This window comes from Duganella sp. S19_KUP01_CR8, assembly GCF_036688705.1.
Lineage (GTDB): Bacteria > Pseudomonadota > Gammaproteobacteria > Burkholderiales > Burkholderiaceae_D > Rugamonas.
Genome location: NZ_JAQQPR010000005.1, coordinates 184987 through 198077, shown reverse-complemented (window position 1 = coordinate 198077; position 13091 = coordinate 184987). Strand labels below are relative to the sequence as shown.

The following is a 13091-nucleotide window of genomic DNA, read 5'->3' as shown; positions in this document are numbered from 1 at the left end:
GAAAAATGTGAACCGCATTGATATCAGACGCTGCGCATCATGCTGCGCGCGGCCGACACCATATTCCCCGGACGCAGGCGTCGTAGCGCCTGTCCCCCTTCGTCAAACACGTGGAAGGCGGTGCTGTCGGCCGAGAAGACGATGGACTGTCCGATCTCGACGTGACGTTCGCCGTCTCCGCGTATCACCACGTCTTCTGCACCTTCACGACTGACGTAGATGTAATTGGCTTCACCCAGGTGTTCGACCACACTGACCTCGCCTTTGAAAACTTCCGAACCGGCGCGCGATTCGTTGATATGTTCAGCGCGCAGGCCGAGCGTGACCTTCATGCCGGTCCGCAGGTCGCTGCCGTCGACATAGGCGCGCACCGCTTCGCCGCTGGGCAGCAGCACCAGCACGCCACCGGCGCTGGCTTCGGCAACGGTGCCGGCCATCAGGTTCATCTTCGGCGAACCGATAAAGCTGGCGACGAACAGGTTGCGCGGCTGCTGGTACAGGTCGAGCGGCGTGCCGGCTTGCTGGATCTGCCCTTCGTGCATGACGACGATCTTGTCGCCCAAGGTCATCGCCTCGACCTGGTCGTGCGTGACGTAGACGATGGTGGCGTCCAGCTGGCGGTGCAGCTTGGCGATCTCCAGGCGGGTCTGCACGCGCAGCGCGGCGTCCAGGTTGGACAGCGGCTCGTCGAACAGGAACAGGCGCGGTTCGCGCACGATGGCGCGGCCGATGGCCACTCGCTGCCGCTGGCCGCCGGACAGTTCGCGCGGCAGGCGTTCCAGCAGGTGCTCGATCTTCAGCGTGGCGGCGGCGCGGGTGATGCGCTCCTTGATCGCCGCCTTGCCCTGCCCCGCCACCTTCAGGCCGAAGGCCATGTTCTGGTACACCGTCATGTGCGGATACAGCGCATAGCTCTGGAACACCATGGCGATGCCGCGTTCGGCCGGCGGCAGGTGGTTGACCACCTCGTCGCCGATCGACATGCTGCCGCCGGTGATGCTCTCCAGGCCGCACAACATCCGCAGCAGCGTCGATTTGCCGCAGCCGGACGGACCGACCAGCACCACGAACTCGCCGTGCGCGATATCCAGGTCGATGCCGGCCAGGACATCGGTCTTGCCATCGTAGGATTTACGCAGTTCTTTTAAGCTGACACTTGCCATTACATTCCTCTTTCAAATCAGGTCAGTGTCGTTCCCGCGAAGGCGGGAACCCATAGAACGCGTCAATTCGCGCTCAGCATGGATTCCCGCCTGCGCGGGAATGACGTTGTCGGTTACTTGACCGCGCCGGCCGTCAGGCCGCGGATCAATTGACGCGAAAAGACCGCGTACAAAATCAGCATCGGAATCACCGCCAGCGACAGCGCCGCCAGTACGGAATTCCAGTCGGTGACGTACTGGCCGATGAACTGCTGCACGCCCAGCGTGACGGTCTTGGTGCGATCGGACGGCGCCAGGATCAGCGGGAACCACAAATCGTTCCAGGCCGGGATCATGGTGAACACCGCCACTGTCGCAATCGCCGGCCGTATCAGCGGCAGCACCACCTGGAAGAAGATGCGGACTTCGCCAACGCCGTCACAGCGGGCCGCATCCTTCAACTCCGACGGCACCTGGCGCATGAATTCGGACAGGATCATGATCGCCAGCGGCAGGCCCTGCGCCGTGTACACCAGGATCAACGCGGCCAGTGTGTTGACCAGGTCTAGCTTGACCATCAGCTCCAGTATCGACACCGTGCCGAGGCGGATCGGGATCATGATGCCGAGGGCGAGGAACAGCGTCAGCACGCGGTTGCCCATGAAGCTGTATTCAGACAGCGCCCACGCCGCCATGGCGCCGAACAGCACGATGCACAGCAGCGCCACCAGCGTCACATACAGGCTGTTGCCGAAGTAGAGCAGGAAGTTGGTGCTGGCCAGGACTTTCTGGAAGCCGATGAAAGTCAGCGACTCCATCGTCGGCAGCGCCAGCGGATCGTCGAAGATGGCGGCGCGACTCTTGACCGAGTTAATCAGGATCAGCGCGATCGGGAACAGCGCCAGCACGGTGTAGGCGATCAGCGTCGCATGCACCATCAGGCGGCCCAGGTCGAAGCGGCTGGCCAGCGGTACGGGTGGATTCATGGCGATAGCGGTCATGGCGCGGCCCTCACAGTGCAAAGCGGGTCAGCCTGCGCTGGACACCGACAAAATAAACGCCCACACCGGCCAGGATCACCAGGAACATCAGCGTGGCGACGGCTGAACCCAGGTAGGCGTTGCCGACCTGCGCCTGGTAGCCGAAGAAGGTGCGGTAGAACAGCGTACCGAGGATATCGGTCGAATAATTCGGCCCGGCCAGCGCGCCCTTGATCGAGTAGATCAGATCGAAGGCGTTGAAGTTGGCGACGAAGGTCAGTATCGTCACCAGGCCGAGCGTCGGATAAATCAGCGGCAGCTTGATCTGCCAGAAGATACGCAACGCGCTGGCGCCTTCCACGTGGGCCGCTTCGACGATTTCCTCCGGCACCGCCAGCAGCGCGGCGTAGATCAGCATCATCGGCATGCCGATGTACTGCCACACCGAGATCATCGACAGCGTCGCCAGGGCGGTTTCCTCCTGCCCCATCCACGGTGCGAACCAATCGGCCAGGCCGGCAAAGCCCATCAGCTTCTCGCCCACGCCCCACAGCGGCGACAAGATCAGTTGCCAGATAAAGCCGATGATCACCACCGACAGCAGCGTCGGCAAGAAGATCAACGTGCGGTAGGTACGGGCGCCGCGCAGCCCTTTCAAACTAAACAGCGTCGCCAGCAGCAGGCCAATAGGGTTCTGCAGCAGCATGTGGATGCAGAAGAATTTGGCGTTGTTGGCCATCGCATTCCAGAACCCCGCCGACCAATCCGGATCGAGCAGGATGGTGCGGAAGTTTTCCAGGCCGACGAAGACCGTCGTGCCGTTGTCGTCGGCGCTGAAGAAGCCCTGCGCCAGCGTCTGCACCAGCGGCAGCGCGCTAAACAGGGAGTAGACGATCACCGCCGGCGCCAGGAACATCAGCAACTGCCAGGGCCGCACCGTATTAACCACGTGTTTCAAGTAAGCCTCCAGAATTCGGGCAAAAAAGAGCCGGCGCCGCGCCCGGCGCCGGCCAAAGGAATCACACAATCAGGGGGAGGGATTGGTGTGATACTACTTTTGCTGTGGCTTGTACCACTTCGCAAAACCGTTCTGCAGCTTGGCCGCGGCATCCTTGGGCGCCAGCTTGCCGTTCAATACCTGCGCATTCACGTTCCACAATTCGCTTTCCATGCTGGGCTGCCCGCGATTGAGCACCTGGGCGTTGAAGCGTATCGTCGACGCGCAGCTGCCGCGCCACTCCGCCATCTGCTTGGCCACCGGATCGCGCACCGCGATCAGGTGGTTGGACAGCGAGAAGAAGCCGGTCACGCGGTTGGTGTAGATGTCCGCGAACTCCTGCGAGCCCACCCAGGCCAGGAATTTGTAGGCGTCTTCCTTGTTGCGGGATTTTTTGTTGACGCCGATGCCGATGTCCATGTGGTCGGAGATGAAGCATGGGTCGCCAGCCTTGCGTACCGGCGGCGCAAACGCGCCCAACTCCAGGCCCGGCGTCTGGCCGAAGTACGAGATATCCCAGGAGCCGGTCGGATAGATCGCGGCGCGGCCCAGCGCGAACTGGTTCTGGCTGTCGCCATAGGTTTGGGCGCTGGCGCCCTTGCTGAGGTAAGTGCCCATCTTCTGCTCGAACTGCAGGGCCTCGACGAACGGTGCGTCGGTCAACTTGGCTTTGCCGGAGATCAGCGCCTTGCGGCCTTCCTCGCCGCGCCAGAAATTCGGACCGATATTGGTATAAACCATTTGGCTCGATTCCCACTGGTCGGCCGTACCCAGCGCCAGCGGCGCGATACCACCCTTCTTCAGCGCCTCCAGCACGGCGAAGAATTCATCGACGGTCTTCGGCGGTTGCAGGTTCAGCTTCTTGAAGATCTTCTTGTTGTATAGGAAGCCGTGGATCACGGAGGCCACCGGCATGCAGAAGGTGTCCTTGCCGTCGTCGGTCTGCCAGGCCACCGTCGACGTGGGCGCGAAGTTCTGCATGCCCGGCTTGCCGTCCAGCTTCTCCAGATGGCCTTTTTTGTAGAGCGACAGCGAGACATCGAACGGACGGCAGGCTATCAGGTCGCCGGCGGTGCCGCCGGCCAGGCGCGCAGCCAGGCTGGAGTCGTACTCGGTGGGCGCGGTCGGCGCGAATTTGACTTCGATGCCGGGATTGCTCTTTTCGAAGGCCGGCAGCAGTACTTTTTCCCACAGCGTCTTATCGTCGACGCGCCAGCTTTCGATCACCAGGGTGCCGGCCTGGGAGGCTTGGGCGGAGAACATGGCGATCAACAGAGCGTGGCGAACAATTCGGCGTACTTGCATGTATGAGTCCCTTTGCATGGCTTTATTTACAACGATGAATTTATTCTAGCATTGGCTTTTCTGTGACAGACAAGTGGGTTGCCTTACAGAACCAACTAGCTAAGACGTTGAATTCATTGATATAAATTTTCAGCGCGGGACTACTGCATTACATTTCCTTACTGCCGATGGGAACGCGAGGGGGATATGGCGGGGACAACGCCCCCGCCCTGCAAGGCTTCGTAAGAAATGCTTACATAACTTTACAAAAAGCCTGGGAGCTTGTTGTTGGAATGCGGCAGATGCCGTGCAAACGGTCGGCGTATTCCTTAATCAGCAGCAGGGAGCCGACGTCGGAATCGAATACCGAATACAGGCCCTGCTCTTCTTGCGGCGGGTCGCCGACGAAATCGTTCCCCGGCTTCCACCAGTAATCCGCGTTGGCGGCGCGGCCGGCGCCACCCCATGCCCAGAAATTGAAGCCCGCGATCGGATCGCCTTTGCTGGCGCGCTGGTAGATGACGTCGAAGACTTCGCGATAGTAGCGGTCGCGGATCTTGGTGGTGGCCTTGATGCTGAACGATGGTCCATCGCGATCAAGCCCGAACTCTTCGAGCACGATAGGCTTGTTCAGCTTCTTCGCCAGTTCGATGTGCGTGTTCAGATAGTCGCGGCTCTTGGCAATGGCGCCGTCCCAGCTGCCGGTGGGGTTCTTCGAATCGAACCAGCCCCAGTTCTTGGGCCACAGGTGATAGGTCAGGTAGTCGATATTGCTGGTGCGGTGAGCGTCCAGGTAGAGCTGCGCGTCCTGCGCCGAGCCGACCACGCCTTCGCTGCCGCTGCTGACCATGTGGTTCTTGTCCAGGCTATGAATGTAGCCCGCCGTCTCGTCTATCCATTTGACGTAGACCGCCCTTTCCTTCTGCGTGACCTGGCTGGTGCCCGGACGCGGCTCATTGGCCAGCTGCCAGGCCATGATGCTAGCGTCCTCGGAGTAAGGCCTGCCGGTGACGGTGTTGACGCGCTTGACGATCCTGGCGATCACGTTGCGGTACTCCGCCTGCGCGGCGGCGCTGCGATAGAAGGCGGCGGTGCTCGTCAGGAAGCCGTCGAAGTCCTTGGTGACGTTGGGGTCCAGCGCGGGCGTGCCCTCGAACCAGTTCAGGTACTGCGTCATGCCGCCGGACCATTGCCAGAAGTTGTTCAGGTAAAGCACCACCGTCATATCGCGCTTGGCGACTTCCGCCATCAGGAAGTCCAGGCCGACCAGCAGTTCCTCGTCGTACTGCCCTGGCGCCGTCGTCGTTGCGGGACTGACTGCGCTCTTCATGTCCGTCTTTTCCGACACGGCCAGCACGCGCAGATTATTGATGCCCAGCGCGTGCATATTGTCCAACTCCTTCAGCAGGCGGGCGCGCTCGCCGACACCGCTGGCCGCGCCGAGGTAGCCGCCGTACCAGAAATTGGCGCCGACGATGTAATAGGCCTGCCCCTTGTGGGAGAAGTGGGTCTTCTTGACGCTGACAAAATCGGCCTTGCCGGCCGCGCCAACCATGCCGCAGGCGCTCACCATCAGCGCGGCGGCGCAGAACTTGAATAGTGATTTCATGATCTATTTTGTCGAGTACATGCCGGCATACTTCACGCCGAAGTAGAGAATAAAGGTGTAGCAGGCAGCCGGCACGAAAAACGACCATTGCAGGCCAATGGAGTCGGCCAGCAGGCCTTGAGCGAAAGGCACGACCGCGCCGCCGACGATGGCCATGCACAGGATGCCGGAGCCCTGGCCGGTCTGCTTGCCCAACTTGTGCAGCGCCATGCTGAAGATGGTCGGGAACATGATGGAGTTGAACAGGCCGACCGCGATGATGCTCCACATGGCGACCGCGCCGCTGCCGAAGATGGCGGCCAGGATCAGCGCGATGGACGCCGCCGAGTTGAAGGCCAGCGCCTTGCCCGGGCTGACATAGCGCATCACGCCGAAGCCGATGAAACGGCCGATCATGGCGCCGCCCCAGTAGTAGCTGACGTAGTGCGCGGCGGCGCCGGCCGGCAGGCTGGCGACATTCGACTCGCCGAGGAAGTTAATCAGGAAGCTGCCGATGCTGACTTCTCCGCCCACGTACAGGAAGATGCCGATCGCGCCCAGCACCAGGTGGCGATGCGCCAGCACGGATTTCTCGACGGTGGCGATAACGCCGGCTTCCTCTTCCGCGTGGGTCATCTTCGGCAGGCGCACCAGCGCGAACAGGATGGCCAGCGCCAGCAGCGCCGCAGCCAGCGCCAGGTATGGGCCCTGCACGGCTGCCGCCTCCTCGGCCTTGGTCTTGACCAGGTTGGCCACCACGGGCGCGCCTTCGGACAGGATCAGGATGCCGCCCAGCGTAGGCGCGATGGTGGTGCCCAGCGAATTGAAGGCCTGGGTCAGCGTCAGGCGGCTCGAAGCGGTGGCCGGCGCGCCCAGCACCGTCACATACGGATTGGCCGCCACCTGCAGGATCGTGATGCCGCTGGCGAGCACGAAGAAGGCCAGCAGGAACAGCGCGTAGCCGTTCATCGACGCCGGATAGAACAGCGCGCAACCGCCGGCCGCCAGTACCAGGCCGCTGACCGCGCCGCGCTGGTAACCGATGCGCTTGATCAGCATCCCGGCCGGCAGCGAGACGATGAAGTAGGCGCCGAAGAAGCAGAACTGCACCAGCATCGCCTGCACATAATTAAGGGTATAAATCGATTTCAGATGCGGAATCAGCACGTCGTTTAGCGACGTTAGCAGCCCCCACATGAAGAACAGCAGTGTGATGATGACCAGCGGGATGGTGTTGCTGGTTCCTTCCTGGTCCGCTTGACCGTGAGGGCGCATAGCTGCCGATGCAACGTGTTCCATAAATCTGTCTCCTGTATGGATGGTTTTTATATTAATGAAAAAGATTCTGCATGGGCGCCATCCGGTGGTCAAACAACACGCGCATTTCGGCCGCAGTTTAGCCACCTTCACTAAACACGCCGATATAGGCGCGACGCAGCCATTGCGGCGCAGCGAAAGGCTAAAACTGGCATGTTTAGTAAATTGCGCTAAACTTTTCGGGAAAGTCACCTAGTTGTTTGACCGGGCGTGGACGCTTATGCAAGACTGCGTTCATACAGAATCCTGCCGACGGCCCCGCCGCGAGCAGTTTCATAAAGATACTTGGAGGGTAGATGGGCAATGCCACGAATGTCGCCGGAGTGACGATACGGGATATCGCCCGTGTCGCCGGGGTGTCCGCCGGGACCATCTCGCGGGCGCTGAAGAATGAACCGGGACTGACCGAAGCCACACGCCAGATGGTGCTGGAAGCGGCACGGGAACTGGGCTACGATTTTTGCAAGCTGCGGCCGAAACGCCTGCGGCGATTGACTTTCCTGCTGCACCGCCAGCACAACACCGCGTCGAGCAGCCCGTTCTACTCGCCGGTGCTGCACGGCGCCGAGGAAGCCTGCCGCAAGCAGGGCATCGTGTTGTCGTTCATGGCGGTCGGCCCGGCGGACGGTTTGATCGACCAGATACGCATGCATGCGCCGGACGGCATCGTCTGCGCCGGCTTCTTCGAACCGGAGACCTTGAGCGCCCTGCGCTCGACCGGCAAGCAGCTGGTGCTGATCGATATGCAGCTGCGCGGCTACAGCTCCGTCAACCCGGACAATATGATGGGTGGCTACCTGGCCACCAAGCACCTGATCGACACCGGCCGCACCCGCGTGGGCTTCATCTCCGGCCCGCTGTCGCACTACAGCATCCGCGAGCGCGCACGGGGTTACCGGCAGGCGCTGTTTGAAGAAGGCATCCTGGCCGATCCGCGCCTGGAAGCCGGATTGCCGGACGGCGTAGACCTGGAAACGGGCGCCTGGGAAGCGATGGAGAAGCTGCTGTCGCTGCCCCATCCGCCGGATGCGGTGTTCTGCTACAACGACAGCGCCGCGCTGGTGGCGATGCGCTGCTGCCTGGCGAAAGGCTTGAAGGTCCCGCACGACATCGCCATCGTCGGCTTCGACGACATCGCGACCGCCGTGCTGGGGCATCGTCCGTTGACGACGCTGCGCATCGATAAGAAAGCGTTGGGCGCGCTGGGCGTGGAACTGCTGCTCAGCGGGCAGCAGGAAGAGGCAGTAGAAAAGATCGCACCGGTGGAATTGATCGTCCGTGCCAGCACCGTGTTCGACGGGTGGCGCATACAGAAATAATCTTTACAGACCAGGCTTTGCCGCAGGGCATACGGTTCGCAGGAACCGTATGCGGGGGCTGCTGCGCGCCTGAAAAACATACAGTGCTTTGCCGTACAAGGCGGCCTGCTTTTTAACCCACAAACGGACCTGACGATGGTACCAGATTTTCAATCCCGCGCAACGCTGCTGAACCACATACGCCACACCAAGCACTTCTACGACGACCGCTGCGTGGACCCCAGCGGCGGCTTCTATCACTTCTACAAGGATGATGGAACGGTCTATGACGCGCACACCCGCCACCTGGTCAGCAGCACGCGCTTCATCTTCACGCATGCGATGGCGTGGCGCCAGTTCGGCGAGGCGGCCGACCAGCAGCGCCTGCGCCACGGCCTGGACTTCCTGCGCAAGGCGCACCGCAACGCCGACACCGGCGGCTACGCGTGGCAGCTGGACTGGAACGACGGCGCAGGCCTCGTCACCGACGGCACCAACCACTGCTACGGACTGGCCTTCGTGCTGCTGGCCTATAGCCATGCGCTGATGGCCGGCGAGACCCAGGCCCGTGAATGGATCGCCGAGACCTATGCGCTGATGGAACGCCGCTTCTGGCAGTCCGCCCACGGCCTGTACGCCGACGAAGCCAGCTCCGATTGGACTTTCCTGGCGCCCTATCGCGGCCAGAACGCCAATATGCACGCCTGCGAAGCGCTGATCGCAGCCTTCGAAGCGACCGGCGAACACGCCTACCTGCTGCGTGCCGAAACGCTGGCCCGCAACATCACGCAACGCCAGGCGGCGCTGGCCGATAACCTGATCTGGGAGCATTACCACGCCGACTGGTCGGTGGACACCGAATACAACCGCCACGACAAGAGCAACATCTTCCGTCCGTGGGGCTACCAGCCGGGCCACCTGACCGAGTGGGCCAAGCTGCTGCTGCTGCTGGAGCGCCACGGCGAGCAGCTGGAAGGCGGCAGCAACTGGCTGCTGCCGCGCGCCGTCGAGCTGTTCGACGCGGCGCTGGCCAAGGCCTGGGACCATGAGCATGGCGGCATCTACTACGGCTTCGCGCCGGACGGCAGCATCTGCGACGATCTCAAATACTTCTGGGTGCAAGCCGAAAGCCTGGCCACCGCCGCACTGCTGGCCGCGCGCACCGGCGAATCACGCTACTGGACCTGGTACGACAAGATCTGGGCTTACAGCTGGGAGCATTTCGTCGACCACCAGCACGGCGCGTGGTATCGCATCCTCGGCGCGGACAACAGCAAGCTGACCGACGAGAAGAGCCCCGCCGGCAAGGTGGACTATCACACCATGGGCGCTTGCTACGAAGTGCTCAACGTATTGAAGGACTAAGCATGACGGCCTTTCCGGTATTCGTGGCGGCAGGCGAAGCGCTGACCGACATGATCGTGCAGGACCCGCAACAGCAGCAGTGGCTTAGCCAGGTGGGCGGCTCGACCTGGAACGTGGCGCGCACCATGGCCAGGCTGGACGTGCCGACCGCCTTCGCCGGCGCCATCAGCCGCGACGTCTTCGGCGACGCGCTGTGGCAGGCCAGCGAGGCCGCGCGGCTCGACCTGCGCTTCCTCCAGCGCAGCGACAAATCGCCGCTGCTGGCGATCGTACACCGCACCGATCCGCCGGCCTACTTTTTCGTCGGCGACGACAGCGCCGACTTGCAGTTCGACGCGGCGGCGCTGCCGGATGGCTGGCGCGCCCACTGCAAATGGGCGCACTTCGGCGGCATCAGCCTGGCGCGCCAACCGCTGGCGGACAAGCTGGTGGCACTGGCCGGGCAGCTCAAGCAGGACGGCGTGCGCATCAGCTACGATCCGAACTACCGCTTGCTGATGGATGAGCGGTACGACGCCACGCTGCGCCGCATGACGGAGCTGGCGGACGTCATCAAGGTGTCCGAAGAAGATCTGGAAGGCTTGTTCCGCACCACCGATATCGACGGCGCCTTCGCTACGCTGCGCAGCTGGAACCCGACCGCCACCTGGCTGTACACCAAGGGCGGAGCCGGAGCATCGCTGCACGTCGGCGACCAGGCGTGGCACCTGCCCGCGCCGCCGATCACCGTGGTCGACACCGTCGGCGCGGGCGACGCCAGCATCGCGGCGCTGGCCTGGAGCATGATGCATCGCCCGCAAAATCAACCCTTGCAGCATCTGCAGTTTGCCGTGGCGGCCGGCGCGGCGGCCTGCCTGGCTGCGGGCGCATCGCCGCCGTCGCTGGCGCAGATCGAGGCGCTGCTGCCGTAAGTCGTCGCAGTAAAAAGCATGAGGGCCGTCATACGGTTGTCATACAACACCGATAAGATTGCGGGCTTTATATCGCCCCTCTACTTTAGGTTCTCATGCACCCGACTTCTACCTTCGCTAAATCCCGTTTGCACCTGGCCCTGGCGGCCGCCGGCCTGTGCGCACTGCACGGCGCGGCCCTCGCCACAGAAGACGGCGGCGAAGGCGCGCTGTCCAAGGTCGTCATCAAGGCGACGGTGGAAAAGAAAAAACTGGGCGACAGCATCAGCGGCGGTGCATTGGGACGCAAGTCGGAACTCGATACCCCCTTCTCCACCAAGGCCGTCAGCAGCGACGAAATCGAAGACCGCCTGGCCACCAGCATCTCCGAAGTACTGAAGTACGACGCCTCGGTCACCGCCATCAGCCCACCGATCAGCACCCACCCGGCCACCATCCAGATGCGCGGCCTGCGCCTCGATGACCTGAACGGCTACAAGATCAACGGCCTGGCCAACGTCAACCGCGGCACCGAAATGCCGCTGGAGATGTTCGAGAGCGTGGAAGTGCTGAAAGGCCTGACCGGCTTTATGTACGGCTTCGGTTCGCCGGGCGGCATCGTCAACTACGTCAGCAAGCGCCCCACCACCGACAAGAGCTTCAGCGCGGCGCTGGGCTACCAGGAAGGCGGCGCGATCAAGGAACATATCGATACAGGCGGCCGCCTGGGCGATGAAGGCGGCTTCGGTTACCGTCTGAACCTGCTGCACGAAGATGGCGGCGTGCAGGAAGAAAGCGGCTCCATCAAGCGTAACGCTGCGGGCATCAACCTGGAATGGCGCGTCAACAACGACGTGGCGCTCACCTACGATGCGATCTACCAACGCCGCAAAAGCGTGGGTGGCACCGACGTGGTGATCTCGCCGTTGTATGTGGTGCCGAAGCCGATCGCCGGCGACAGCAAATTGAACAGCATCGGCGCCGGCAGCGACGTCGAATTCGCGCTGTCCACGGTCGGCATGGAATACCGCCTGAGCCCAGATTGGATCGCCAACCTCTCCTACCGCACGTCGAACTCGACCCGCGTGTATAAAAAGGACCAGTACTACATCACCAGCAACAAGGGCGACTACAAGGACCGCGTCACCTCCGAGCTGCATGGCTACCACTTCGACCAGGCGCAGGCCAGCTTCGAAGGCAAAGTCAACGCCTTCGGCCTGGCGCATGAAATCGTCGCCGGCGTGACCTCGCAGAACCTGTCGTCGACCTCCTCCGCTGTGACGCCAAAAACCTATCTGGGCACCGGCAACCTGTATGCACCGACCATCATCAACGTCGACAGCATCAACTGGAGCGGCGGCACCTACCGCGACGAAGCGACCCGCCAGGAAGCGGCCTTCGCCAGCGACACCGTCAAGCTGACCGACAACTGGTCGGTGTTGGCCGGCGCCCGCTATACCCGCTACAACGACAACGCCTATTCCACCAAGGGCGTGGTCATCGCCAACTACCCGGCTCAGCGCACCACGCCGACCGTGGCGCTGATGTACAAGCCGGCCGCGGACACCACTGTCTACGGCAGCTACGTCGAGGCGATGGAACAGGCTTCCAGCGCGCCCACGTCCACCGTCAACGCCAACCAGACCTTCGCTCCGCTGAAGAGCAAGCAGGCCGAAGTCGGCATCAAGACCGAGCGCAGTTTCTGGAACGCCAGCGCGGCGCTGTTCCACATCAAGCGTGGCGCACAGTACACCAATGCCGGCAATGTCTTCGTGGCAGACGGCGAATCCAAATACCAGGGTGTGGAATTCAACACCGTGGTGCAAGCAGCTAAAAACCTGTCGATCGAAGGTGGCCTGATGCTGCTGGATGCGACGCTGGAAAACGCCGCCGCAGGCTACAGCGGCAAGCGCGCCGTCGGTGCCCCGCGCCGTCAGGTTTCGGTGCAGGCGACCTGGCGCGAAGTGCTGCCAGGCCTGGCGCTGCACGCCGGCACCCAGTACCTGGGCGAGCTGCCGATGGATGCGGCCAACGTCAACACGCTGCCGGCCTACACGCTGTTCGATGCGGGCTTCAACTACCGTCACCGCTACTTCGGCAAGATGGTCAGCGTGCGCGCCAACATCTCGAACATCGCCAACCGCAAATACTGGACCTACTACCAGGAGAACTATCTGAACGTCGGCTCGCCACGTACTGCAAGCGTGAATGTTCGCGTAGACTTCTAAGG

At 62.4% G+C, this 13091-nt stretch carries 10 protein-coding genes; 4 read left to right on the top strand and 6 right to left on the bottom strand.

Features of this window, described 5'->3' with window-relative positions; all coding sequences use genetic code 11:
- Positions 1 to 23: 23 nt before the first annotated feature.
- From V6M89_RS07200 to V6M89_RS07175, 6 genes are all read right to left on the bottom strand, one after another.
- Positions 24 to 1163, bottom strand: coding sequence for an ABC transporter ATP-binding protein (locus V6M89_RS07200; protein ID WP_332852549.1), 1140 nt, complete (start codon positions 1161 to 1163; stop codon positions 24 to 26).
- 113 nt (positions 1164 to 1276) lie between these two features.
- Complete coding sequence (locus V6M89_RS07195; protein WP_217944307.1) at positions 1277 to 2143, bottom strand: carbohydrate ABC transporter permease; 867 nt, start codon at positions 2141 to 2143, stop codon at positions 1277 to 1279.
- A gap of 10 nt (positions 2144 to 2153) precedes the next feature.
- Positions 2154 to 3038, bottom strand: coding sequence for a carbohydrate ABC transporter permease (locus tag V6M89_RS07190; RefSeq protein WP_332852617.1), 885 nt, complete (start codon positions 3036 to 3038; stop codon positions 2154 to 2156).
- A gap of 135 nt (positions 3039 to 3173) precedes the next feature.
- The gene (locus tag V6M89_RS07185; RefSeq protein WP_332852548.1) at positions 3174 to 4424 is read right to left on the bottom strand and encodes an ABC transporter substrate-binding protein; all 1251 of its coding nucleotides are present in this window, start codon (positions 4422 to 4424) and stop codon (positions 3174 to 3176) included.
- Between the two features lie 232 nt (positions 4425 to 4656).
- A complete protein-coding gene (locus tag V6M89_RS07180; protein ID WP_332852547.1) occupies positions 4657 to 6012 on the bottom strand; it encodes a glycoside hydrolase 5 family protein in 1356 nt (451 codons plus the stop codon).
- Positions 6013 to 6015: 3 nt separating this feature from the next.
- Positions 6016 to 7290, bottom strand: a complete 1275-nt coding sequence (locus V6M89_RS07175) for a sugar MFS transporter (RefSeq protein WP_442881957.1) — start codon at positions 7288 to 7290, stop codon at positions 6016 to 6018.
- A 314-nt stretch (positions 7291 to 7604) separates the two neighbouring features.
- Here V6M89_RS07175 and V6M89_RS07170 point away from each other — a divergent pair, with 314 nt between their 5' ends.
- The 4 genes from V6M89_RS07170 (at position 7605) to V6M89_RS07155 (ending at position 13089) form a co-directional block, all read left to right on the top strand.
- Positions 7605 to 8627: a LacI family DNA-binding transcriptional regulator gene (locus tag V6M89_RS07170; RefSeq protein ID WP_116988019.1), complete on the top strand. Its 1023-nt coding sequence runs from the start codon at positions 7605 to 7607 to the stop codon at positions 8625 to 8627.
- 135 nt (positions 8628 to 8762) lie between these two features.
- Positions 8763 to 9971, top strand: a complete 1209-nt coding sequence (locus tag V6M89_RS07165; protein WP_332852546.1) for an AGE family epimerase/isomerase — start codon at positions 8763 to 8765, stop codon at positions 9969 to 9971.
- 2 nt (positions 9972 to 9973) lie between these two features.
- Complete coding sequence (locus tag V6M89_RS07160; protein WP_332852545.1) at positions 9974 to 10882, top strand: carbohydrate kinase family protein; 909 nt, start codon at positions 9974 to 9976, stop codon at positions 10880 to 10882.
- A 95-nt stretch (positions 10883 to 10977) separates the two neighbouring features.
- Complete coding sequence (locus V6M89_RS07155) at positions 10978 to 13089, top strand: TonB-dependent siderophore receptor (protein ID WP_332852544.1); 2112 nt, start codon at positions 10978 to 10980, stop codon at positions 13087 to 13089.
- Positions 13090 to 13091 lie beyond the last annotated feature (2 nt).